The organism is Antribacter gilvus (assembly GCF_003946865.1).
Classification (GTDB): domain Bacteria; phylum Actinomycetota; class Actinomycetes; order Actinomycetales; family Cellulomonadaceae; genus Antribacter; species Antribacter gilvus.
Genome location: NZ_QXTH01000011.1, coordinates 17,679 through 43,547, shown reverse-complemented (window position 1 = coordinate 43,547; position 25,869 = coordinate 17,679). Strand labels below are relative to the sequence as shown.

General features: G+C 71.1%; 15 protein-coding genes. All 15 read right to left on the bottom strand.

The features are described from left to right. Window positions 1-34: 34 nt before the first annotated feature. Window positions 35-559 (bottom strand): acetolactate synthase small subunit, encoded by a 525-nt coding sequence (gene ilvN / locus D1350_RS18195; RefSeq protein ID WP_125777469.1) that lies wholly within the window; start codon window positions 557-559, stop codon window positions 35-37. An 11-nt stretch (window positions 560-570) separates the two neighbouring features. Further along, a complete protein-coding gene (locus tag D1350_RS18190; RefSeq protein WP_125777468.1) occupies window positions 571-2,457 on the bottom strand; it encodes an acetolactate synthase large subunit in 1,887 nt (628 codons plus the stop codon). Window positions 2,458-2,734: 277 nt separating this feature from the next. After that, window positions 2,735-3,451 (bottom strand): hypothetical protein, encoded by a 717-nt coding sequence (locus tag D1350_RS18185; protein WP_125777467.1) that lies wholly within the window; start codon window positions 3,449-3,451, stop codon window positions 2,735-2,737. Beyond that, on the bottom strand, window positions 3,448-4,809 hold the full coding sequence (locus D1350_RS24185; protein WP_240644189.1) for an ATP-binding cassette domain-containing protein: 1,362 nt from the start codon (window positions 4,807-4,809) through the stop codon (window positions 3,448-3,450). Before D1350_RS24185 ends, D1350_RS18185 begins: the two co-directional genes overlap by 4 nt. Before the next feature lie 82 nt (window positions 4,810-4,891). Then, a complete protein-coding gene (locus D1350_RS18175) occupies window positions 4,892-5,923 on the bottom strand; it encodes an NAD-dependent epimerase/dehydratase family protein (RefSeq protein WP_125777466.1) in 1,032 nt (343 codons plus the stop codon). Then, complete coding sequence (locus tag D1350_RS18170; RefSeq protein ID WP_125777465.1) at window positions 5,920-7,665, bottom strand: class I adenylate-forming enzyme family protein; 1,746 nt, start codon at window positions 7,663-7,665, stop codon at window positions 5,920-5,922. Before D1350_RS18170 ends, D1350_RS18175 begins: the two co-directional genes overlap by 4 nt. After that, a complete protein-coding gene (locus tag D1350_RS18165; protein WP_125777464.1) occupies window positions 7,662-8,951 on the bottom strand; it encodes a cytochrome P450 in 1,290 nt (429 codons plus the stop codon). The genes D1350_RS18170 and D1350_RS18165 overlap by 4 nt, the downstream gene beginning before the upstream one ends. A gap of 23 nt (window positions 8,952-8,974) precedes the next feature. Beyond that, window positions 8,975-9,781 carry a glycosyltransferase family 2 protein gene (locus D1350_RS18160; RefSeq protein WP_125777463.1) on the bottom strand — a complete coding sequence of 269 codons (807 nt, stop codon included), beginning with the start codon at window positions 9,779-9,781 and terminating at the stop codon, window positions 8,975-8,977. 46 nt (window positions 9,782-9,827) lie between these two features. Further along, on the bottom strand, window positions 9,828-11,012 hold the full coding sequence (locus D1350_RS18155; RefSeq protein WP_125777462.1) for an ABC transporter permease: 1,185 nt from the start codon (window positions 11,010-11,012) through the stop codon (window positions 9,828-9,830). A 20-nt stretch (window positions 11,013-11,032) separates the two neighbouring features. Next, window positions 11,033-11,746 carry an ABC transporter ATP-binding protein gene (locus tag D1350_RS18150; RefSeq protein ID WP_125777461.1) on the bottom strand — a complete coding sequence of 238 codons (714 nt, stop codon included), beginning with the start codon at window positions 11,744-11,746 and terminating at the stop codon, window positions 11,033-11,035. 13 nt (window positions 11,747-11,759) lie between these two features. Beyond that, on the bottom strand, window positions 11,760-12,968 hold the full coding sequence (locus D1350_RS18145; RefSeq protein ID WP_125777460.1) for an ABC transporter permease: 1,209 nt from the start codon (window positions 12,966-12,968) through the stop codon (window positions 11,760-11,762). 10 nt (window positions 12,969-12,978) lie between these two features. Next, a complete protein-coding gene (locus D1350_RS18140) occupies window positions 12,979-14,193 on the bottom strand; it encodes a 3-oxoacyl-ACP synthase III family protein (RefSeq protein ID WP_240644188.1) in 1,215 nt (404 codons plus the stop codon). A 670-nt stretch (window positions 14,194-14,863) separates the two neighbouring features. Next, a complete protein-coding gene (locus D1350_RS18135; protein ID WP_125777458.1) occupies window positions 14,864-17,914 on the bottom strand; it encodes an RHS repeat-associated core domain-containing protein in 3,051 nt (1,016 codons plus the stop codon). Window positions 17,915-18,101: 187 nt separating this feature from the next. Further along, window positions 18,102-19,448 carry an IS256 family transposase gene (locus tag D1350_RS18130; RefSeq protein WP_125777457.1) on the bottom strand — a complete coding sequence of 449 codons (1,347 nt, stop codon included), beginning with the start codon at window positions 19,446-19,448 and terminating at the stop codon, window positions 18,102-18,104. Between the two features lie 3,339 nt (window positions 19,449-22,787). After that, complete coding sequence (locus tag D1350_RS18125) at window positions 22,788-25,763, bottom strand: LamG domain-containing protein (RefSeq protein WP_164545222.1); 2,976 nt, start codon at window positions 25,761-25,763, stop codon at window positions 22,788-22,790. Window positions 25,764-25,869: the final 106 nt, after the last annotated feature.

The window sequence follows — 25,869 nt, the reverse complement described above, 5'->3', positions numbered from 1 at the left end:
TGTGGTTCGGTGGTGATGGATGACGCGATGGGTGTTACGCCGTCCGGGCGACGCGTTCGAGCGCCCGGTCGGTGATGGACCGGGCGCCGCGGCCGATGGCCAGGGTCCCGGACTTGACGATCTCGCGGACGCCGTAGGGCTCGAGAGCCGACAGCAGGGCGTCCAGCTTGGCGCCGGTGCCCGTGGCCTCGATGACCACGGAGTCGGGGACCACGTCCACGACGCGGGCCCGGAACAGCTCGACGACCTCGAGCACGCCGGCGCGCGAGGCGCCGTCGGCCCGGACCTTGACGAGCAGCAGCTCGCGCTGGACCGACGACTCGGCGTCGAGCTCGACGATCTTGATCACGTGGATCAGCTTGTTGAGCTGCTTGGTGACCTGCTCGAGGGGGTGCTCGTCAACGTCGACGACCACCGTGATGCGCGAGATCTCCTCGTGCTCCGTGGGGCCGACGGCCAGGGAGTGGATGTTGAACGCACGGCGGGCGAACAGCCCGGCGACCCGCGTGAGGACGCCTGGCTTGTTCTCCACCAGCACGGACAGGATGTGACGGCTCATGGGTTCGGTCCTCAGTCCTCGCGGTCCCACGCCGGGGAGATCCCGCGGGCGTACTGGATGTCGTCGTTGCTCACGCCCGCGGCGACCATGGGCCAGACCATGGCGTTGCGGGAGACGGTGAAGTCGACCACCACCGGGCGGTCGTCGATCTCGTTGGCGCGCTTGATCGCGGCGTCCACGTCGGCAAGGCTCTCCACGCGGATGCCCTCGCACCCGTAGGCGTCGGCGAGCTTCACGAAGTCGGGCACGCGGGCGGTGCCGTGGCCGGTGTGGAGGTCGGTGTTGGAGTAGCGCTCGTTGTAGAACAGGGTCTGCCACTGGCGCACCATGCCGAGCGACGAGTTGTTGATCACCGCCACCTTGATGGGGATGTCGTTGATGGTGCAGGTGGCGAGCTCCTGGTTGGTCATCTGGAAGCAGCCGTCGCCGTCGATCGCCCACACGGTGGCGTCGGGCCGGCCCACCTTGGCGCCCATGGCCGCGGGGACCGAGTAGCCCATGGTGCCGAGGCCGCCCGAGTTGATCCACGTGCGCGGGTGCTCGTACCGGATGAACTGCGAGGCCCACATCTGGTGCTGGCCCACGCCGGCCACGTACACGGCGTCCGGGCCGGTCAGGGCCCCGATGCGCGAGATGACGTGCTGCGGGGACAGGTGGCCGTCCTCGGGCTCGGTGAAGCCGAGGGGGTAGGTGCTGCGCCACTCGTCGCACTGGCGCCACCACCCCTCGAGGTCGGGCTTGCCCTGGGCGGTGTGCTCGCGCTCCAGCTCGGGCAGCAGCTCGGCGATGACCTCACGCAGGTCGCCCACGATGGGCACGTCGACGGCGCGGTTCTTGCCGATCTCGGCCGGGTCGATGTCCGCGTGCACGATCGTCGCGTGGGGGGCGAAGCTCGACAGCTTGCCGGTCACGCGGTCGTCGAAGCGGGCGCCGAGCGCGAAGATCAGGTCGGCCTTCTGCAGGGCCGCGACGGCCGGCACCGTGCCGTGCATGCCGGGCATGCCGAGGTGCTGCGGGTGGCTGTCGGGCACCGCGCCGCGGGCCATGAGCGTGGTGATCACGGGCGCACCCGAGAGGTCCACGAGCCGGCGCAGCAGGTCCGCGGCGTCGGCGCGGACCACGCCGCCGCCCACGTACAGCACGGGCCGGCGGGACGTCGCGAGCAGGCGCGCCGCCTCCTTGATCTGCTTCGCGTGCGGCTTGGTCACCGGGTGGTACCCGGGCAGCTGCAGGTCCTGCGGCCAGGAGAAGCTGGTCATGGCCTGCATCGCCGACTTGGCGATGTCCACCAGCACCGGTCCGGGCCGGCCCGTCGACGCGATGTGGAACGCCTCGGCGATGACGCGCGGGATCTCGTCCGGGTTGGTCACCAGGTAGGAGTGCTTCGTGATCGGCATCGTGATGCCGACGATGTCCGCCTCCTGGAAAGCGTCGGTGCCGATCGACGCCGCGGCCACCTGTCCCGTGATCGCGACCATCGGGATCGAGTCCATGTGCGCGTCCGCGATGGGCGTGACGAGGTTGGTGGCGCCCGGGCCCGACGTCGCCATGGTCACGCCGACCTTGCCCGTCGCGTGGGCGTAGCCGGACGCGGCGTGGCCGCCGCCCTGCTCGTGCCGCACGAGGATGTGGCGAAGTCGCGTGGAGTCCATCAGCGGGTCGTAGGTGGGCAGGATGGCGCCACCGGGGATGCCGAAGACGATCTCCGCCCCGACCTCCTCGAGGGAGCGGACGATCGACTGTGCGCCGGTCACCTCCTCGGTGACGCGGTCGCCGTCGGCCACGGGGGCGAGCGCCCCTGTCGGCCGCCCGACGCTGCGGGAGCGCAGCTCCGCGCGGACCTCGGCGCGGGCCTCCGCACGAGCGGCGACCTGCGAGGGTGTCGGTGTGCCTGCCATCGGTGTCTCCTGCCGTCGCACCCCTGCGAACAGGGGCTCTTGCGAACCATCGTGACAACAAAAAGCCCCTCGGTCCTCGGGGAGGAGGACGGTCGAGGGGTGAGCGCGCTGACGAAGCCTGTGCGGTGGCCTCAGCCGGCGCGCCCAGGAAGTACTACGAGGATGATCGTCTGCACGTCCCGCACACTACGCCGATGTGCCGGGCGTGTCACGTGCCGGGCCCAGCGTCCCAGCATGCGAGACCGGCGGGTCCCGGGAAGCGGCTGCCGGAGGTCCGTCAGACCACGTCCCGGCGGCGGAGCACCACCCCGGCGACCAGCACGAGGACCACGGCGGCACCGAGGAGGAACGCGGCGGCGTTGACGTCGCCCTCGATCACCAGCGAGGGCAGCTTCGCCGAGAACGTCCACCGCCACAGCTCCGACGAGACCAGCTCGACGAGCCCGACCTCCACCACGACGAACCACGCGACGACCGCGCCGATCACGGCCGTGACCCGCTGGAGGAGGACGCCGAGCGCCACACCCGCGAGGGCGGCCAGCACCCCGGCGAGCAGGAGCGCCAGGCCCGTCTGGAAGAGGCCGACCCACACGTAGGTCCCGATGGCCCCGAGCCCGCCGACGACCCGCCGCACGAGGTACGCGCCCCCGGCGAGCACGGCATAGGCGACGGCGAGCACGACCATGGCGCCGAGGGCCGCGGCCGCCAGCCTGCTGGCGAGCACCCGGCCCCGTCGCGGCTCGACGGTGAGCCACAGCCCCAGGGCGCCCGTCCCGGTCTCGGCCGTCACGAGGGTCACACCCGCCGCGAAGGCGAACACGAGCAGGACGGGCGCGTGCGCACGGACGACGTCGGCCGCCCCGGCGAAGTCCTCAGGACGGCTCGCCACCACGAGGCCCACGACCAGCGCATACAGCACCGTCGCGAGCGCGCACCAGCGGACCGCCCGACGCGCGCCGAACCGGCGCAGCTCCACCCCCAGCAGCCGCATCACGCCGCACCACCCTTCTTCTCCGGACCGTTGGCCGGCTTGTGCTTGCTCTGCCCGTTCTGTGACGGCGTGGGCTTGACCCCGGGCGGCAGCGTGCCGCCCGGCCTCACCCGCCCGGGCGGGTCGGCGGGCTTCGGGGCGTCCTCGGGCGAGGACTTGTCCGCCGCGGACGCCTTGACGGCGGGCTTGGGCTGGGCGGACGCGGCGGGCTTCTGTTCCGGCGCGGTCTTCGAACCCGGCCCGGTCTTGGAACCCGGCTCCGTCTTCGGTCCCTGCCCCGTCCTCGGCTCGGGCCCGCCCGGCTTGGATCCCGGCCCCGCCTTCGGTCCCGGAGTCTCCAGCCTGGCTGCGGCGGCCTTCGCTGCCGCGGCGGCAGGCTTCGGCGTCGGCGCCTCGGCCTGCTTGGTCGCCACAGGCCTCACGACGCCGCCCGACGGCGCTGCCGCGCCCGCGAGCCGCAGGAGCACCCCCGCGAGATCCTCCCGCTGCGGCACCAGCTCGCTCACCCACAGCTTCTGGCGCGCGAGGGCGCGGGTGACATCGGCGGGATCCGCGATGCCGTCCACCACGACGACCTCGCCCTCCGTCCGGACATGCTCCACGCCCGCTCCCCGCAGCACCTCCGCCGCCCGGCCTGCCAGGGCGGGCTCGGCGACGCGGGCACGGACGGTGACCCTGCCGTCACCGAGCAGGTCGGCGACCGGGCCTTGGGCGACGAGCCGCCCCTCGGCGAGGACCGAGACCGTGTCCGCGAGCTGCTGCGCTTCCGCCAGCACGTGGCTGGTCAGCAGCACGGTGCAGCCCTGGTCCGCCAGGTTGCGCACCAGGCTCCGGACGTCGCGCACCCCGGCAGGATCCAGGGCCGACGTCGGCTCGTCGAGGACCAGGAGCTCCGGGTCACGCAGGAGCGCCGCCGCCACGGCGAGACGCTGCACCGCCTCAGCCGAGTAGGTGCCGAACAGGTCGGCGGCACGGTCGGTCAGCCCCGCCAGCTCCAGCACCTCGTCCACCCGCGCTCGCGGCACCCCGGCCGCCGCCGCGAGCAGCGTGAGGCTGCGCCGGCCCGAGAAGCCCGGGAAGAACCGCCGGCCCTCCAGGACGACCCCCGTCCGCTCCGCCACCTCGGCCAGCCGGTCCGGGACCGGGACACCGAAGACGCGGATCGCGCCGGCGTCCGGCCGCGCCAGGCCCAGGAGCATGCGCACCGTGGTGGTCTTTCCCGCACCGGCGGGCCCCAGCAGACAGTGCACCCCGCCGGTCGGTACCCGCAGGTCGAGGCCCTCGACGGCCACCAGGCGCCCGCGCGCCGTGCGGAACGTCTTGCGCAGGCCGAGGGTCTCGATCGCCAAGCCGGGATTCACCCGCCACAGGGTAGGGCATTCCCGTTGAACGCGGGCACTTCCCCCTCAGGCGGACACATCGCCCGACTTCAGGCGCCGTCGATCACCACGAGACCGCGCCACGGACCGACGTCGGCGGCGGGTCCACACCGAGGCGCTCGCGGAGGACCGTCAGGTCGTAGGTGCGCTCCAGGGCCAGATGGCTGATCGCGTACCGCGACAGGCGCGGCTCCCGCTGCAGCCAGTGGGCGACACGCTCGCTGACCGCCGCGGCGCGCCGCGCGACGACGAGCGGCACCGACACCACGCGCACCCGGCGGAAGCGGGCGAACAGCAGCAGCTCCACCGCGTCGCGCAGCACCACCGGTTCGGCGTCCGCCACGTTCGCGACCAGCGGCACGCCCGCCGCCCGCTCGGGCTCCACGTCCGCGACGAGCGCAGCCCGCACCGCCGCCACCAGCGTGTCCACGTGCGTGAGGTGCTGCAGCACGTCGCCGCCCCCGGGCAGCGGCAGCCACCGGCCCACCACCGCCCGCTCCAGCCGGGGCAGGAGCGTGGTGTCCCCCGGCCCGTAGACGGCGTGCGGGCGCAGCACCACCACAGGCCCGCGGTCCTCGCGCGCCGCGTCCGCGGCCAGGTACCGCTCCGCCTGCGCCTTGGTCCGGGCGTACGCGTTGAGGTACGCCGCCACGGGGGCCTCGTCCTCGCTCGCCCGGACGCTCGGCCGCGCCGGGTCGTACACGCTGCCCGACGACACGTGCACGAACCGCGCCTCCGGGAACGTCTCCCGCACCGCCCGCGTGCCCTCCACGTTGACGAGCCACGAGCGGGCGTGGGACCCGCCGTCGCCCACCGCCGCGCCGCAGTGCACCACGGCGTCCACCTCGCCCGGGTGGGCCTCCTTGAGCAGCGGCCCGTCCAGGAGGTCCCACAGCAGGTGCCCGACGACGGAGGAGCCGCCGCCACTCCCGTCGGCCCACCCCGGGGCGGTCCCCGCCCGGGCGACCCGGACGCCGTCGGGCAGCCACCGCGGGGCGCGGCGCGAGAAGGTGACCACCTCGTGGCCGTCCGCGGCGAGGCCGCGCGCGACCGCTCCCCCCACGAACCCGGACGCACCCGTCACCGCGACCCTCATGCGCGGGCCCCCTCGAGGAGAGGCGCCGCGAGCGCCGCGAGGACCCGGCGGTCCGGCTTGCGGGACCGGCCGTGGAGCGGCACGTGAGAGGCCTCGACCACGAGGTCGGGCAGGGCGCCGTGGTCGAGCACCCCGGGCAGCGCGGCCGCCACCGAGCGAGCGAGCGGCGTTCCTGGCGTGAGCGCCGGCTCGCCCTCCGCCCGGCCCGCGGCCGTGGGGGTCACGACCAGCACGACCCGCTCGTCGCCGTCGGGCACCGGGACGCCCACGAGGAGCGCGTCCCCGACGCCCGGCAGCTCGCGGACCCGCGGCTCGAACAGCCCCGGATAGATGTTCAGGGTGCCGCGGATGATCATGTCGCGGGTGCGGCCCACCAGGACGATGCGCCCCTCGTCGTCGAGCCAGGCCAGGTCGCCCGTGCGGTGCTCGCGGACCGGCGGCGCGCCGGCGTCGAGGTCAGCGAGGTAGCCCGCCATGAGCGACGGGCCCGACAGCACCAGCTCGCCCACCACCCCGCCCGGGTTGTCGTCGGCGTCGTCGGCGCCCGAGACGTCGAGCACCGCCGAGATCCCGGCCAGGGGCGCGCCCACGAGGTCGCCGTCCACGTCGGCCGCCACCTTTTCCGAGGCCTCGACCACCGCAGCCGGGAGGATCTCCGTGGCGCCGTACACGGCGAGCCACCGCGTGCCCGGCAGGATCCGCTGCGCGCGCTCCAGCAGCGCACGCCGCACCGGCGCGGCGCCCAGCAGGAGCGTCCGGGGTCCGGCGCTCGCGGCGTCGCCTGAGCCCAGCGCACCCGCCTCGATCGCGTCGAGGTATGCCGTCGCGTCCGCCGGGACGAGGAACGACGCGTCCGCCCCCGCCACGCCACGCGCGAAGGCGGCCGGGTCCTGTGCGGGGGTGCGGGCGGGGATCTCCCAGGTGCCGCCCGCGAGGAGCGTGGGGAGGCCGAGGAACATCTGGTCCGTGTGCACCACCTGCCCCGCACGCAGGTCCACCACCTGGCGGAACAGGTCGAGCGCGCCGCCGAGCGTGCGGGTCGTGTGCACCACGGCCCGGGGGTCGGACGTGGTGCCCGACGTGAACACGACCAGCGCCTCGGCGTCCGCCCGCCCCTCGCCCGCCCCGCGCTGCGGGCCCGGCAGCCGTTCCGGCTGCGGGGAGGGGCGCGTGCCGCGAACGCCCGCGAGGCTCGAGACCCGCCGGGCGCCGCGCGGGACGCCCGGCAGCCAGGAGCCGGAGTACAGGTGCCGCAGGGGCAGGCGGCCGTAGTCGGGCAGCAGGAGCCCCCGCGAGCGGGCGACGCGGCGCAGCAGGCCCGACGACGCCGCGTACAGCAGCGCCTCCGTGGCCGCCCAGCGGGGCCGCGCCGCCGCGATCCGGGCGGCGAAGAGCTCGGGCGTGGAGCCCGGGTCCACGAACACGATCGACCCGCCCGCCCGCAGCACCGCGAGGCAGAGCAGCACGCCCTCGGGCCGCGGCCGGATGCTGAACAGCACGCGGTCGCCGGGGACCATCCCGTCGGCGCGCAGGGCGTCCGCCGTCGCCTCGACGGCGGCGGCCAGGGCGCCGTACGTGACCTCCTCGGCCTGCCCGGCCCGTGGGCCGAGCCGCTCGGCCCACGGCGCGAGCCGCCCGAGCACGCCCGGGCCGCCGAGCCGGCGCAGCGCCACCGTGGACGGCGCGATCCGGTCGCCGACAGCCCCCAGCAGGGTGTCGACGAAGTGGTCGGTCGTGGTCACGCGTCCTCCAGGGCGGGCGCTAAGGCATCAGGGGTACAGCTCACGTCGAGCCGGTCGTAGGCGGGCACGAGCACGCCCCGGGCGGCCCGGCGACCCACCACGCGGGGCAGGAGGCCCTGCGCGGCGAGCGGCGCGAGGGCGTCGAGCACCGCGTCGACGTGCGCCATCGCGAGGGGCATGCCGAGGCAGAAGTGCGGCCCGGCGCCGAACCACAGGTGCCGCACGGCCGGGTCCACCGGCCGGTCGGGGTCGAACCCGCCCGCGGCCCGGCAGCAGTTCACCGTCGCGATGACCACCCGGTCCCCCGGCCGTACGTCGACCCCGCCCACGCTCGCCGGCTCCCGGACCGCCCGGAGCATCGCCGGGGTGGGCACCGTCACGCGCAGCGCCTCCTCGACCACCCGGCGGCGCTCGTCGGCCCCCGCGGCGAGGAGGCGACCGGTCCAGCCCGTGTCGTGCGCGATCGCCAGCAGGCGGGGCACCAGCGACTGCACCGTCTCCGTCCCGGTCAGCACGAACGCGCCGACGGCGCCCATCGCCTCCCGCTCGCTGAGCCCGAGGGCCCGCATGCGGCCCGGCACCGTGGCCGGGTCGCCGTCGCGGTAGGCCGCCCGGGCGGGCTCGGTCAGCTCGCCGAGGACCCGGCGGGCCGCCGCCACCTGCGCACGGGTCAGGCCGCGCCGGTGCAGCCGGACCATGCCGGTCACCGCCTGCGCCCGGGCCATGGAACCGCGCACTGCGGCGTCGGTCGGCGGCAGGCCCACCATCCCGCAGATGACCGTCCCGGCGAGCGCGCTCACCGTCTGCGCCAGGTCGACGGTGCGGCCCTCGGCGAGCCGGGAGACGGCGTCGGCCAGGGGACCGGCCTGCGCGGCGGACCCGGCGTGCCCCGAGCCTGCCACCAGGTCGGCAGTCCCGCCCGGCCCCGCCGCGCCGACCAGCTCGCGCACCGCACGCGGCGAGAACAGCGGCCCGAGGGTGCGCCGCAGCGCGGCGTGCTCGGCGCCCTCCATGTTGAGCAGCACGGACGGCCCCAGCACGGGCGTCCAGAGGTCCGACGGCGCCCCCGGCCCCACCTTCGAGAACCGCGCCGTGTCGAGCAGCACCTGGCGCGCGGTCGCGGCGTCGTTCACCACGACCCCGATGCGGGGCACCCGCACCACGGGCCGACGCCGGAGGGCCCGCAGCGCCGGGTAGGCGAGCGGGTGCGCGGCGCGCTGGACGCGTTCCTCCCAGGCAGCCTCGGCGCCGGGACCGGTGCCGAGGGCAGGCGACCCGCTTGGCACACTTTTAGCTGTGACCGGGGAGCTCACCGGATGTCGACCATCTCGGGCCGGTACCGGTGGTCGGCGTACCAGCCGAGCGTCCGGACCAGTCCCCACGCGTGCACCCGCCGCGTCGACGCGCGCACCCACACCTCAGGGTGCTCGGCGTACCGCGTGGTGAGGCGGCGCACGGCGTTGACCAGCGCGCGGTCCTCGTGCACGTCCTCGATGCGCGTGCGCGGGAACCCGCCCGCGGCCTCGTACAGCGCGGCGGTGATACCGAGGTTGCACCCGGGCGCCATGACGTACGGGCCGAGGTAGCCGTCGTCCCGGTTGCCGGGCCGGATCTTGCCGAACGCGCTCGCCACGGCCAGCGCCGTCGACAGCACGCCCTGCTGGAACCGCGACACGGGCCGGTCGTCGGTGCGCGGCACCAGCCGCCCGGCGACCAGCTCGTCCCCCGACGCGAACGCCTCCCGCATGCGCCGCGTCCACTCCGGCGGGGGCAGGCAGTCGGCGTCGGTGCGGGCGAGCACCTCGGCGCCGCCCGCGATCGCGGCGCGCATACCGGTGTCCGCGGCGGCGCCGGTGCCCTTCTCGGGCTCGGTGACCACGCGCCAGCGGGTCCTGCCCAGCTCGGCGATCACCGCCCGCACCACGTCGCCCGTGCCGTCCGACGACCCGTTGTCCACGACGACGAGGTCGAAGTCGTCGTCCTCCTGCGCGTGCAGGGCCTCGAGAGTGGCGCGGATGCCGTGCGCCTCGTCCCTGGCCGGGACCACGACGCCGAGCCGGGCCCGGGCCGCCGGTACAGGGGTCTCGCCGGAGGGTTGGCGTGTCGTCCGGGTCACCTCGACAGACTAGTGGTGCGCAGGCGTCCGGGGCGGCACGAACGCCTCATCTCTCACGCAGCATCTCGAGCGGCGTGCGCCGCAGCATCGCCGAGGACGCGAGGCCGTCCGCCACCACGAGGGCGGTGACCATCAGGAGCGCCGTCAGCCCGACGTCCACCACCGACAGGGAGGGTACGAGCCGGGAGTCCCCGAACAGCTGGGCCCCGTCCCCGACGGGGATGCCCACCAGCGCCGTGACCACCACCGTGACGAGCGCCGCGGCCGTGCCCGCCCCCACCATCCCGAGCCCTCTCCCGAGGGTCTGGAGCATGGACACGGTCCGCAGGGCACGCGGTCCGAACCCCATCGCGCGCAAGGCTGCCAGCTCGTGCCGCTCGCGGCGCACGGCGAAGGCAACGATGTTGCCCGTGAGCACCGCCGAGACCAGCGCCGTCACGACGACAAGGATCCACATCACCGCGCGCTGCGCCGACTGGATGACGTAGATCAGGTCGGCGGTCTGCGCGGCGGTCTCGAACCGGACGTCGTCGCCGGTGTGCGCGGCGAGGGCGGCGGCCGCGTCGTCCGGGTCCGTCCCGTCGGAGAGCGTGACGAGCAGTTGGGTCGCCGCGTCGGACCGGTCGAGGATGTCGCGCACGTCGTCCAGGTCCATCACGACCTGCGAGGTCCGGAAGAGCCCGAACCGGGTCGAGTCGTAGACGCACGAGACGCGTCCGGTCACCTCGAGGCTGTCTGCGGCGGCGCCTGCCAGGGAGAGGCGAACGGTGTCGCCGACCGCGACGTCGAGCTCGTCCACGAGCGTCTCGGTGACGCACACGTCGCCAGGCCGGGACGGTGGTTCGCCGTCGAGAGCCGCGTAGCCCTCGTGGCCGAACCGCGCGGCGACGACGAGGACCCCCGCCTGCTGCGTGCCGGACTCCACGCGCGCAGCGACGTTGAGCCGGGTGCGGACCTCCTCCACGTCCGGCAGGCCGGCGAGGTCCGCGGCCACCTCGTCGCTGTCGACGACGAACCGCACGGCGTCGGACTGGGGGCTGAGCATCGAGTAGTCGTACCCCGGGGCGAAGGCTGAGACGTCGCCGCTGATCACGTCACGGGCCGACGTCGTCATGACCGTCGACATCGCGTTGATGGCCGCGAAGCACAGCAGCAGACCGTACGTCGCCACGGCGACCGCCAGGAACGTGCGCCTCCCTCTCCGGTCGAGGCGGGACCGGGCACGCGCCATGTGCCAGAGGTAGCCGAGTCTCACCCGCGTGCCGCCGGGTTCCCCGCCAGCCGGCGCGCGTCGCCGGAGTCGGTCGCGACCGCGCCGTCCACGAGGTGCACCACCCGTCGTCCGGCAGCGATCACCCGCTCGTCGTGGGACGACGTGACGATCGTGATGCCCCGCTCCTCGTTGATCTCCCGGAACAGCCGGAGCACCTCCGTGGCGTTGGGCCCGTCGAGGCTCGCCGTCGGCTCGTCGGCCACCACGACCGACGCCGCGGACGCGACGGCGCGGACGACGGCGACCCGCTGCTGCTGGCCGCCCGACAGCCGGCCGGGGAGGGCGCCCGCCTTGTCGGCGAGGCCCACGCGTTCCAGGAGCTCCTCGGCCTCCCGCCGCACCGCCGCCGTCACCCGGCCCTGGAGCCTGCGCTGCAGCAGGATGTTCTCCAGCACCGGGAGCGAGGACACCAGGTTGGACCTCTGGAAGACGAACCCGATGTGGTCCCTGCGGAAGTCGGCCAGCGTCTGGCCGGACAGGGAGCCGAGGTCCGTGCCGTCCACCCGGATCGTCCCGGACGTCGGCGAGTCGAGCGCACCGATCAGGTTCAGCAGCGTGGTCTTCCCCGAGCCGGAGGGGCCCGCGAGCACGACGAACTCCCCGCGCTCGACACGGAGACTGACGTCCCGAGCGGCGACCACCACCTCGCCGCCCCCCGGATAGGCCTTGGTGACGTTCTCGACGTCGATCATCGGCGACCTGTCGTCATGCGCTGAGCTCCAGAAGTTCGAGGACCGGCCGGTTGCTGATCGAGCGGATCGGCGCCCAGAGGACGGCGACGGAGAGCACGAGCCCGATGCCGAACGGCACGAGGTACGCCCACCAGGCAGGCATGAGACGGAGCGTCGTCGCCCCGACGGCGAACGTGAACGCGTCCGCGGTGGACGTGACGCCGACCGCGTTCACGACGAGGATCGCGACCGTGGCGATCCCCGCGGCAAGCGTGAACCCCACGCCGTACTGCAGCACCACCTCGAACAGGAACGTGCGGCGCACCCGGGCCGGCGACATCCCGGTCACGCGCAGGATGGCGACGTCGCGGAGCCGTGCGAGCAGCGCGGCGTACACGAGCGACGTCAGCCCCAGGCAGACCACGAGGAACATGAAGGTGAAGGCCGAAACGAGGAGGATCCCCCAGATCCGGGGTCCGAGCTCGAGCGCGGACCACGGCGTGGCGGTCCACGGTGACACCGTCGCGGTCGCCCCGTCCGTCGAGAGGTCCGCCGCCGCGTCCTCGAGCGCCGCGCCCACCGCGTCGGTCTCGGGGGCGTCGACGAGCACCTGGTTGACCCGCTCCGCGTCGCCGAAGACGTCCTCCGCGAGGGACGCCCGGTCCACGAGCACCCAAGTGGCGAGGACGAAGCTCGGGTTCTCGGGGACGACGACCCGCGAGACCGTCAGGACGCCCGCGAACGACCCGGCACGCAGCTCCACCTCGTCGCCCTCGGCGAGCCCGAGCTGGGCGGCGACCTCGCGGTGCACCACGACGTTCCCGGGCCCGAGGTCGGTCTGGGTGACGTCGAAGCTTCGCGCAAGCACCGCCTCGTCGGCGAGGTCCACGCCCACGATCGTCGCCGTCGCGCTGCCGGGCCGCGCCGGGTCGTGCGTCCCGCCCGCGGGCACCAGCGTGGCCGGCACCTCGAGACGCATCCGCACCGACGCCGCCCCCACGCGCTCGCCGAGCCCGGCCGCGTCCGCCTCGCCCAGCCTGAGGGCGTCGTCCCGCGTGGCCGGCTCCAGGAGCCAGGGTGCCCCGATCGTCCCGAACAGCAGCCGGTCGGCGTTCTGCGCGATCGTCGCCACGAACGACATGGCCACGACGAACAAGGAGAGGCCGAGCGCGACCATCGTGACCACGCCCACGGCCTCGCGCCAGTGGTGCGTCAGGTCTCGTAGGGCGATCCGGGCGATCACGAGGGCAGCGTCACCAGCGCACCACCATGGCGCCGATGCTGATGCCCCCGGCCAGGCCCACGAGCATCACGACGTCCCCGCGCCGGAGGCGGCCGGTCTCGAGCGCCGTGACGAGCTGCAGGGGCAGGGTGGCCGACGCGACGTTGCCACGGTCGGCCACCGTGAGGATGGTGCGGTCGTCCGGCACGCCGAGGGCGCGGTGCACGTCCGCGAGGTAGGCCACGGCGACCTGGTGCACCGCGACCAGCGCGACGTCGTCCCAGGTCATCCCCGCGCGGTCCAGCGCCTCGTGCACCGTGCCGGGGCCCAGCGCGAGGAACGCGTCGCGCAGGCGCGACCCGTCGATCTCGAAGTAGGTGCGCTCCGGGTCGCGCGGGTGCACGGTGCCGCCGCCGGGCAGCATGCCCACGTCCCAGTGCTGCGACTCGGCCGCGAAGGCGGAAGCCAGGATGCCCGACGGCGCGTGCGCCGCCCCTCCCTGGGGGTTGCCCGCCCGGTCCTCGCCTCCGAGGTCCTCGCCCACCAGGGCCGCGAGCTCGGCGTCGAGGTCCGTCGCTCCGGGCGGGACCAGGCCGGGCGCCCCGGGACCGCCGGCCGCCCGCGGGACCGCCTCCACGAGGACGGCGGCGCCGGCGTCGGACATGGTGTAGCCCGGCGCCGAGAGCGCGTAGGTGGCCCGGTCCGGAACGTCCCAGCGGACGGCGCGCGACGGCGCCTCGCCGCTCACGACCAGGACGCGGCCGTAGCGGCCCGTGCCGATGAGCGCCTCGGCCACCTCGATGCCGTTGAGCACGGAGTTGCAGGCGTTCTTCACGTCCATGACGGGGGCCCGCACGCCGAGCTTGGCAGCGACGATGTGGCACGTGGCGGGCTCGACCATGTCCTGGCTCGCGGAGGCGAAGATGAGGAGGTCCAGGTCGTCGGGGGTCAGGCCCTCCGCCGCGAGGAGGCGGCGGGCGGCGCCGACGGCGAGGTCGGACGCCTGCTCGTCGTCGGCCAGCACGTGGACCGTGTGGACGCCCGTCAGCCGGGAGACCATCGGGACCCGCGGCGCGACGCCGGGGTTGCGCGCATGGAGCTCACGCTCGGCCTCGCGCACGTCGACCGTCCGGACCGGGAGGTGCACGGCGACGGCCGCGATGCGGGCTACGGGAGTGGGCGCGCTGGCCTGGTGGGCGACCGGAGCGGGCGGGGCGAGCGGCGCGGCGGCCGGATCGGGGAGCACTCGGCACAGCGTAGCGGTGAGGATGGGCGCAGGGCTGTGAGCGTGAACCGACACGGCGCCTTCCTGCGACAGGAGGCCCGCTCTCAGGGCCGCCGTCCGTGAGGTGCGACAGCTGGAAGTGCGTTCACATGAAGCTCCAACGAGATCCCCCGGGTGCAGAGCTCGCCGACGCCCACCTGGAACCACTCCCAGCCGGATCGCCAAGCCGCCCCGATCAGCACGCCTGCTCCGAGGCCGGACCGCCACAAAGGCTATCGATTCCGACCGCCCTCTTTGCGCCTCTTCGCACGAACAGAGGCGTCCCCCGGAACATCCCGAGCTTCGGGCGGCACGAGCCATCCGGGCCATGCGAACTCGCGTTCAACCCGCTCCCACAACACTAGAATTATCCATAGTGACGCGAGAGGGACGGCTACCACGACAAAGTTATCGTATAGGTAATGCTTGCCGACAATTCCGCCTATCAGTGCGAAGAGGGCAAAAGGGAGTATCAGCATAAACCTGTGCGCAAAGGTCCGTTGGTGTCCGCGGAGTTCAGTGTCATGCCCGCCGAATGGGGAGTGGCGCAACGAACTGGACGCACGCACTACACCGAATACCAAAAAGGAAACAGCTAGGATGCCGATCAACACACCGAGAATTCGGTAGATGAGATCTCCCGACAATTCGATCACTCGATCCACCCCTCACGTCGCCAATATGCTTCAAGCACGATCTCGTTCGTAAAATCCCCGGCGACGCCACCAAGGGCACCGCCCGCCCAACCCCCGAGCCCTGCACCGACGACGCCGCCGACCACCCCACCGCCGATTGTACCTACGATTGGCAGCTCGACAGTCCCAAGACCTGCACCAAGCGCCGAACCAGCATTCGCCCCATACACCGCACCAATAGTGGCAAACACAAACTCAAAACTCGCCTTGTTTACACCCTGTGCCACCGCAAGCCAAAATGCACCGGTTAGGCCGTTCTCATCCCAGCATTCGCCGTACTCCTCGCAGGCGGCGAACACTCCAGCCACATCACCTAGAAGTCCGTTTAGCGTGAACCCATAACCAAGCGGGTCAGATGCCGACCTCCAAACACTCCCCAAGAAATCAAGCTTGATCGAGTTCCGATGGTTCTCCTCGACCGCATCGTCGACCGCATCGTCGATCGCATCGTTCGCCGCTTCGGCCGCGTCGGCAGCCCGACCGGAACCCTCCAGCTTCTCGTTGACCTCGGCGGCTCCCCCGCCTGGACGGTCGTCCTGCCATGTGTGTGCCGAAGCTGCGGGCGTTGAGGCCGCAGCAGCAGCCCCCGAGCCGTAGAGGCCGTCGATCATGTTCTGCAGGATCAGCCCGGTGGGGTCGGACCACGTGACGGGATTGTTGTTGGAGTATCCGTAGGCACCCCATTGCTGAGGGTCGGACAGGTCCATGATCGGATCCACCGAGATGAACCTGCCGATGACCGGGTCGTAGTAGCGGGCGCCGATGGCTGTGAGGCCGGTGGTGTCGGTGGGTTTGTCGAGGAAGCCGTGGTCGCCCTTGATCGTGGGGTTGATGCCGCGGGGAGCGCCGTAGGGGTCGGCGTACTTTCGGGTGAGGGTATTGGTGGCTTGGTTGATCTGGATCTGCGCGGTCGACTGGTGGTCGGAGACGATCGTGGTCAGGCCGGTGGCCCAGGGGCCTGTGCGCAGGGCAACGGCGGAGCCGTTGTGGTGGTAGTACCGGGTGGCGGTCACCGCGGTGCCATTGAGGGTGAGCTCCTGGCCTCCAGGCAGGTAGAGGGTGGTGATTCCGTCCTGGGTGCGCAAGAGTCGGTCGCCGTCGGCGGTGTAGACGTACTCGTCGGTCACGGCCGAGTTCTCGGTGACGGTGTCGAGCTCTCCCTCCGCGTCCCAGGCCAGGATCTGTTCGGGCTGGCCAGGCAGCGCCCGTCGTGTCGTGTTGCCGGTGGCGTCGTAGTCGAACGCGGCTGTCGGAGTGGTTGTCCCTGTGGTGGCGGTCACGGATGTGACGGCGTGGGGGCGGGGCTGGCCGGCTGGCGGGTAGGAGTAGGTGGAGACGGTGTTCTGCGCGGCGTGCTGGGTGGTGCTGGTGCGGTTGCCTACGGGGTCGAATGTGTAGGTCGTCCAGTAGGTGGCTGGTCCGGCGAGTTCTGCGACGGTCGGCGCCGGGGTGCAGTCTCCGCTTGCCGGTGTCCATGCCTGGGTCAGGCGGCGTAGCCCGTCGTAGTCGAAGCACTGGACGTCTGTGGTGGTGCCAGGGTTGGTCGGGGTGTCGGCTATGGATTGGATGTTTCCGGCGTCGTCGTAGCTGTAGGTGAGGTCGAGGTCGAACCCGGTCTGATGGGACCGGTTGACCCAGGTGCGCTCGAGTCGGTTGGTTCCGGCCTGGTGGGCGTGGGAGACGACGACGGCGTAGTTGGACCCCAGGTCGGTCTGCATGACCTGACCGAGTGCGTTGTACCGGGTGCCGTTGACGATCGACCCGTACGGCTCCAGGAGCTCGCGGTTCTCGGTGGTAAGCGTTGTGGCCTGGTTGGCGGCGTCGAAGCCGAGCCCGATCTTCTCGGTCGCCAGTCCGCCCGCGGCGGGGATGGTGAGGGACTTCATACGGCCGTCGACTGTGTACTCGTAGTTCGTGGTCCATGCGCCGGACATGCCACCGAGTCCTGCGGGGACGGTGACGGTCTGTCCGAGCGGGCGGTTGTGGTGGTCGTATCCGGTTATCGTGGTGGTGAACGTTTTGCCGGCATCGATCCGCTTGGTGGAGGCGACCGGTCCCTTGACCACGGTGCCGGAGGCCAGGGCGTCGTAGGTCCACTGCGCCCGGACCGAGGTGCTCGTCGGGGAGCCGTCCCGCAGGGACGTCTTACGGCCGAGGTTGTCGTACGTGTAGGCCAGGGTCTGCCCGCGCGCGTCGGTGGTCGTGGTCAGCTGCCCGGCCGCGTCGTACGTCGACGTGGTGGTCCCCCTGTCAGGGTCGGTCGCTGAGACCTGTCGTCCGCGGAGGTCGTAGGAGTAGGTCCACTGGTTGCCCGAGTGGTCGGTCATCGCGGCCAGCCGGCCTGCGATGTCGTACCGGTAGGTGGTCGCCTGGTCGCCGTTCGTCGCAGCTCCGGTGTGCTGGACCAGGCTGATGGTGTTACCTCGCAGATCCGTGATGGACGTAGTCGGTGTGCCACCGTCGGGCGGGGTGACCGTGGTGCGGTCTCCGCCGTGCTCGGTCGTCGTGGTCCATGCCACGACATAGTTCGCCAGAGTGTCTGGTAGGCCTTGGACCCCGTTGAGGAAAGTCTCGGACACGGGTCGACGGGCGCCGTCGTAGGCGTACTCGGTGCGGCCGGGCACGGCGGTGGTCGGCGTCACCAGGGCTGTTCCGACGGTTCCAGTCGTGTACCAGCGGTCGTTGCTGATCATGACCAGGCCCCGCGAGTCGTAGACGGTGTCGGTCACCACACGTCCAGGCGAGAGGCGGTCGGACGACGGCGCCTGGGTCTGGCGTGGCCGCAGCAGCCCGTCGTAGATCGTGGAGCTCGACAGGTGCTTCGACCCGTCGTGGTTCAGGGTGGCGGTGGTGACGGCGGCCTTGCCGGTCCCGGGCACGTCGTAGGAGAACGTCGTGTTCGCGGTGTGGGTGCCCAGCACCCGGCCCGGCTCCCACACCGAGGTCAGGCGCCCGAGCGCGTCGTACACGCCAATGGTGACACGGTCGTTGGGGTCGGTGACCTTCACTGGACTTCCCCAGGCGGGGTCAAGGTCCGTGATCGTCCGGTGCGCGCTCAGGCTGCCCGTACCGTCGGGGTCCGGGGTCGTGACCGTCGTCCGCGTCGGTGATCCCGCGGTCTGGGCATAGACAGTGGTGGTCGCACGTCCGAGAGCATCGGTGGAGCCTGTCAACTTCTCTGTGTAAACGGCCTGGTCAGTAGGTCAGGTAGGGGTTGATGCGTTCGGGGTAGGCGAGCGCGAGCTGGGCCAGGGCGTGCTTCCAGTTCGTGGTGACCTGGCCCTCGATGAGCCTGCCGGAGGCCTTGCGCTTGTCGGCCGGCAGGCCGCGTTCCTTGGCACGCTCGCGGGCGCGTTTGTCCTCGATGTTGCAGATCGCCAGCCAGAGCAGCTTGCGCACCGCGTCGTCGGTCGGAAAGTGACCGCGGTTCTTGGTGACCTTGCGCAGCTGGTAGTTCAGCGACTCGATCGAGTTCGTCGTGTAGATCACCCGGCGCAGCTCGGGCGGGAAGGCCAGGAACGGCGTGAACCGCTCCCACGCGGCCTTCCACGTCGCTACTGCGTGCGGGTACTTGCGCCCCAGCGGTGAGGCCTCGAACGCGTTCAGTGCCGCCTTGGCGGCCTGGTCGTTGGCGGCGGTGTAGATCGGCCTCAGCGCCGCGGTGACGGCCTTGCGATCGGTGTAGGACACGAACCGCATCGCCGCGCGGATCAGGTGCACCACGCAGGTCTGGACCACGCTGTCGGGCCAGGTCGCCTCGATCGCCTCGGGGAAGCCTTTGAGGCCGTCGCAGCACACGATCAGCACGTCCCGCACTCCGCGGTTGGCCAGATCGGCACACACCGAGGCCCAGAACTTCGCGCCCTCGGTGTTCTCGATCCAGATGCCCAGCACGTGCTTGACGCCGTCCAGGTCCACGCCCACGGCCAGGTGCGCGGCCTTGTTACGCACGTGCGCCCCGTCGCGGACCTTGACGATGATCGCGTCGAGGTAGATGACCGGGTAGAACGCCTCCAGCGGCCGGTTCTGCCAGGCCATGACCTCCTCGAGGATCTCGTCGATGACGTTGCTGATCGTCTCGTGCGACAGCTCGGTCCCGATCGTGATGGCCAGGTGGTGCTCGATATCGCGGATCGTCATCCCGCCCGCATAGAGGCTGATGATCATCTCGTCCAACCCGCCCAGCCGCCGCGCGCCCTTGGGCACGAGCATCGGGGTGAACGTCCCGTCCCGGTCCCGCGGCACGTCAAGGGCCACGTCCCCGACCTCGGTCGCGACCGTCTTGGGCGTCGTGCCGTTGCGCGAGTTCGCAAAGTGCTTCGCGTCGGGGTCGCCCTTGTCGTAGCCGAGGTGATCGGACAGCTCGACGGCCAGCCCTCGCTCGAGCGCCGCCTTGATCATCGCCGGCAGCATCCCGCCGTCCCCGGTCAGCTTGACCTCGCCCGCGTCGATCCGGGAGAACAACCCGTCCAACGCACCCGACGCGACCAGCTCGGCAGCCATCGCCGCCGTCGCGTCCTTCTTCTCGTCCCTCACGGACATACATGCTCCTCTCGAAAGGCCCGTGATCAGGCCTTACACAGAGAAGTTGACACCCCCCATCGGTGAGCGAGGTGGGTCGCCCGAACTCGTCATACCCGAACCGCTGAGTCGGTGTGTAGACCGCCGCCCCCGCCGAGTCGTAGGAGCTGACGTCCTCCACCCGCCGGGGCAGACCGTCCGTCGGATTGGTCGCGTACGAGGCTGTGCTGTACCAGGTCCTGGTGTCACTGATCACGTCGCCGGGACGCGCGACGCTGGCCGCATCGCAACTCTTGGCGACCTTCTCAACCCGCTTGACCGTGCCCAGGATGTTCAGCGTGGTGTTGCGCGCATACTCGGTGCGGGTGCACTGGTCGTCTGTGGCCAGTCCGACCTCTGCCAGGTCGTTGACCGCGACGGCCATGCCGTAGGAGTCGAACTCGGTCTCGCTCCGCGCGACCCGCTCCCCGCCCGGTAGGAGGGGCGCCACGGTGTGGGTCTGGACCGCTTGAGTCGCGACGTGGAACGCCTGACCGTTCGGCCCGGTAGCAGTGGCGGCCGAGCGCCAGGGGTCGGACACCGTCCTGGACACCACCGCGGCCTGGTCGAAGGTGATCAGCTCGCGGGTCATGCCCGCGAACTGGTCGTGGTCGTCCAGTCCGTCGACCTTCACGTCGGTCGTACCACCACCACCGTTGAGGCGGTCGCCGTCCAACCCTCGGAAGAACCTGTGCCGCGCATGTGTACGTGGCTGGTCCGGGTTGCCGGCCGTCCCGGTGTACACGTCCACGAATCCGTATCCGCGCCACTGGGACCAGGTGCGCTGGTCGGCTGGGATGATCTCGTCGTCGGTGTACCGCCACGCTCCTCCACCACCCGTCACGGACGGGTCCGGATACTGGTAGTGCACCCGGGTCTCCCCCGCGCCGGCCAGGTTCCCGCTGGTCACTGTGTCGGTCACGACGTACTTGTGGAAGAACTCCATGACCGGCTCCGCTTGCCCTGGCGGGGTGTACCAGACAGGGAAGCATCGGCGCTTGTTCGACTCGACCGCGGGCTTGGACGTCGGGCTGCAGTCCATTCCGGAGTAGGTGATGTTCACCGTTCCACCGGCCTCAGTGGTCACTGCCGAAAGGCGGTGACGGTTCATCGGCGGCTGGGCGTCTCCCTGGACATCGATCCGGTTGGCCAGCTTGATGTACTCGAACTTCGTGGACGGCATCGGCACGTTGTTGGCCGACGCTGCGCCGGCCACACCGGTGTGCGTCAGCGAGGAGAGCACGAGGGCCGGACCGGGCAGCGTCGCCGGGTAGGCGTGGTCGGTGACCCACTGGTCCACGGCGCGGTAGGTGCCGTCGGCCTTGCGGATCGAGGTCGCAACCGACGAAAGTCGCTTGGTGATGAAGTGCGACGGTGAGTACCTGCCCGGGCAGCTGGTGTTGGAGTCGCAGATCAGGTCGTACGGCACATCCGGCCACGACGCCTTTGTCGCCGCAGTCAGGGCCTGGCACTCCGCCGCCGTTGCCGGCAGACACCGGTTCTGGTAGGCGAACTCGACCTTGACCGGCGGGGCCGACTCCGCCCCCGTGCGGGTGCCGTACTCGATCCGGGAGAGCACACCGCCGCGCTGATAGGCCGACACGCCCTCGCCTTGGTTGTACTCGTATCGGTTGGCGTCACGGGCGTAGAAGTACGTCATCGTGTTCTGGTTCAGGTCCACCACGTAGTCCAGGTTCCATCGCCACGTCTGCTGGCATCGTGACGCGGAGAACGTTGCCTGGTGGCAGGGCTCACCCGGGTGGTTGCCGTAGACCTGGGTAACCCAGGACGAGTTCAGCCTCGCTGTGTCGGTCGCCGAACGCTGATCACGCCCGAAGTAATACTGGACGCCGTCAGCGGTCGTCACCTTCCACGCCTCGTGGTCGTTGTCGCTGTTCCATGCCTGAGCAGCGGTCAGCCGCTCGAACCTGGTGTTGTCGTCGTTCAAGGCCCGCCACACCCCGGTGGTCTGGTCTTTGACCAGCTCCAGCGCGCGACCGTTCAGGAGCAAGGTCGCGTTGTCCGACTTCCAGCACAGGTCCCCGGTCTCGCGCGTCGCATTGTTCGGCAACTCCCCAGCGGGATTGGCTCCTGTGTCGTCCGCGCACGATACGTACTTGCGCTCGATGTAGCCGGTCGCGTTCAGCTCCCACCCGTCGCCCACCACGGACGTCTGGTTGTTCGTGGTCGATACCCGACCGTCCACCGACCCGGAGGAGTATCCGAGCGAAACCTGGGGCACAAGTCCACCGGCTGTCGGCGGCACCCGCATTGGGTACGAGTACGAGTAGTCACCGCTGTTGGCGCTCACCTCCCATGTCGCCTCGGCTGCCAGCGATGTCACGCCCCAGTCTCCCGCGCTCCCGGCCGTGTCCGCGGCCACTGCCAGCACCACCGGTTCGACGCCGCCGACCGTTACCACCCCCGACACGGTCCGTGCCTCGGCGTCGTTCGCGACCATGCCGTCAGCCACCTGCACGGGACGCTGAATGGTGCAGGCCCGCTCCTTCGGTGTCGTCAGAGCGCAACCGGGCAGCTGGACCAGACGCAACCGTGACGCCCACTCGCCACCGTATGCAGCCCCGAAGCCGGAATAGTCGACGCTGACGTTCAGCCGCCCAGGTGCCGCCTGCCGGGCAGCCGCTGCCTGCCCCGGCGTCTGCGGCACCGCAACGGTGCCGGTCGTACCGCTCAAGGTGAACATCGCACCCGCGACGCCGACATCCTCCGCCCGCTCCCTGCCAAGCGACTCCACCCGAGCGCCGTTGCCCGCGAGACGCGCAACTGCGTCTGCCTCGTCGGCGGCTGCCTCGAGGCGGACAGGCAGGCTTCCGGCGGTGACCTGAGCTGCCCGGTCGAGACCCGGCGCTGCCGCCCTCCCCGGAAACGGCCACTTCGCCCCGAGCCCCGTCAGAGCCGCGGGGTCCCGTGTGTCTCCACCCGGAGCATCGCCTTCGTCGGCAGCGTTCGGCGCTTCGCGCTCGACCTCGCCACCTGTCTCCTCCGCTACGACGGGTTCGGTACTCGGAAGGTCTGGGGCAACCGCTTCGCCATGTGCCCGTCGCTCCTCAGCGGTCCAAGACATCCGCTCCGCGAGCGACGGGTCCTCGTCGGCAGCCGCTGGGACAGCGACGACCGACGAGGCGACCAACGCCAGACCGGCCACCCACCCCGACACCCGACCCATACGTGATCGACCCGACATTGCTGCCTCATTCACCGTGCCGACCATCGTCGTTCCCCTCGCGTCCAAACGCCTGCCCGACCGCACACCGGCACAGCGCAGAAGCTCACCGACACCCGCCCACCACTCACCAAGCCTCATGAGACCTGCTGCCCTCCGCAGACCTGCCTGATCCGCTCTTCGCTCAGAGCCGTCGCGTAGACCCGGACGTCGTCGACCGCTCCCGCGAACGGTTCCTGCAACCGGCTCGTCGCCATGCCCTGTCCGATGCGGAGGCTCCCGCTCGAGGGCCACGGGGTGAGGAAGTCCGCATCGTCGGTCAGGACCGGGCTCCACACGGTGTCCGTCCCGCAGATGTACAGCCGGATCTCGCCGGACTCCGCGTCGTGCACACCGGTCAGATGCGTCCACTGGCCCGGCACCGGCGGGGTGTCGGACACTGCGACAACTGGTGCCCCGGTCCGGTCCGCCGACGGCATCCAGAATCCCCAGCATCCCGTTATCCCTGAAGCGCAGAACCGCGACGGCAGCTGACCAAGCTTGAACGCCCCGCTGACGAACCCGTCCTGACTGACCGCGGTACGCACCACGTCCTGGACGTCGGTCAGCTTGACGAACGCACTGACCGTGAACGAACGGTCCGTCCGTAGCACCGGACCCACCGAGTACGCCTGGTCTGCCGGGTCGTCGAAGTACAATCCCGTCGTCCCACCACGGCCGCTACCCCATATCGTCGAACCGGCCACCGTCAACGGGTTCGATCTCGACTGGGCTGCCCATTCGTCGCCCGGGAACGACGGGTCGGGAAGCTCGACCAAGGCCGAGTCGGCGGCAACCGTCCCTGCCGCGTCATCCAGGTGCCACAGCCCGGATGCGGTAGGAAAGCTAGTTCCGAACCGGTACATCTGCACCGGCGACACGTTCCCAGCTTTGTCCACCGACCGTGCGAACATCACGTGCGGTCCAGGCTTGCCCGCCGGGAACGGAATCGTGAGACTGCCGTTGGTCGGAGAGGCCGCATAGGGACCGGTCAGGACATCGGTGTCGAAGGCGTAGTACCACCGGTTCACGTCGACCGAGGTGTTCCGGCCGAGGATGAACTCTCCGGCTGGTGCCGTGCCTGTCACGTTGATCAGTGTGTCCTTCGGGTACACGCCGTTCTTCGACTCGATCGTCGGGATGTTCGGCGAGACCTGGTCCACAGTGAACTCGCAGAACCCTGCGCGCCCGCTCCGTCCGAGGGTGTCGTGCGCCGCCATGTGCCACGAGTATGTTCCGTTGAGTGCCAGCTTCCCCGAGGGCACGTCCACCGAGTGCACGCTTCCGGAACGCTGAGCCCCCGCAGGATGCGCATCCCAGACCATCAGCCCTGTAGCCGGGTTCCACAGCTCGTAGTGCGCGGTCACCTGGTCCGCGTCCGGATCACCCAAAACCATCGACAGACGCGGTGTCAGGTCGCGAATGACGGGCCGTCCCTGCCCCGTAATGCACTCTGCGCGGTGCACGCCGGCGGAGGTGATCGCCATCCCTGAGGGCGGGTTCGGGGCACGGTTCCACACGATCGACAGCTGAGCATGGGAGAACCGCTTCCAACCCGCCATGCTCGACTCGTCACCGCGCACGCCGAATGTCAGCTGGTGACCGTTCCGGTCGGCGATGAGCCGAGCACCAGCCAGGACGTTGTGCTCGGTGAAGCGCTGCCCACCACACTCCGGCCTATAAGAGTCCGTCGACCTGGCCAGCACCGAGCCCCAGGACGGCTGCGTCGACCACGACGTACCAGCATGGATCGGCGCTGTCAGGACTACCTCGGTCGCACCGTTCGAACACCCGTATGAGTGCGTGCCGAACAAGGAGAAGGTCGAGCCGGATACGTCCGCAGCCGTCACCCCGTCCGGCATCGGGATCCCCTCGTACTGATAGAAGTTGCGAGCCCCGAACGTCGTCGCACACGCACCGTTCTCGTACGGCGCGTTCGGGTCGCACAAACCCACCCCCGCATCGCCTGCGAACGCCCACCCGCTGGTCGAGTTCGGCCACGCCGACTGCACCGTCGTACGCGACTGCGGAGCGGTGATCTCGACGTCCGGATCCAGATGGACCGGAAGGCTCACCTCGGGATCTGCCAGCATGCCCGCATCGGGGGTCAGCATCAGCCGCGTCGCGCCATCGCCCGCGGGCTCCAGCTCCAGACCGATCGGCGCCACCACATCACCCGGCAACGGGGACGCGACCCGATCGACGGCCTCGCCGACGTCACCACCAACACCACGCGCCGACACACGGTCACCAGCCAGGTCTTCCACAGTCGAACCCGAGCTGTCCCACATCACAGGAGCCGGCGACGTGTACCACACGACCCCCTCCTGATCGGTCACCTCGAATCCTCCGGCCACAGGCACTACCCGCAGCCCTCCCGAGACACTCACGTCGAACTCGATCTGCTCCAACCGCGGGTCCGACAAAGCCGCCACCGTCTTGAGCACGAGTGTCGGGCCGAACCCGGTTCCGTCCTCATTGACGGACAACGCCAGGTCCACACCTGGAAGGACCTCCGCGAACGTCGCACGAGACCCCGATACGACCGGCTCACCCAGCGCCAGTGGCGAACCCTCAGTCAGATCCAGCGCCACGCTCACGACCTCGCCTCCGGTCGGCGAGTCCGTCAGCCGCGAGATCCGCGCCAAAGGCATCGACGCACTGCCGTCAGAGAACACGATCTCCGCGACACCCGACGCAACCTCGAGACCCGCAGGAGTCGCCACCAACGACGTATCGATCGGCGACCACACGCCGTCGCCATCAGCATCCGCACGCACCGCCAACGTCGAGGAGTCCCAACGCGTCCCACCACCAGCCAGCGCCGTCGTCGTCGACCAGGCCGTGTGCTCATCAACCGCGACAACGTCCCCACACACCACCGAGAGCCCGGCAGCTTCCCGCAACGAGCCGACCTCCGCAACGCACGTCACCGCGTCATCGGCACCCGCACGAGTCGGCGACGCCGCCGGCACCGAAAGAGCTGTCAAGCAGAGCGCCGAAATCAGCCCCCGCCCCAGCCGCCCCGTCATCGAATGCCGAACCATCACGCGCAAATCTCCCTCTTGCTCCACCCGCGACGATCCACAGGCCACCCGAGTACCGAAAACGCCCAGCGAAACAAAAGCGCTCCAAAAGGGGCAGCCCTGCCAAGTCGGGACTTTAGCAGCATCAGGCGCA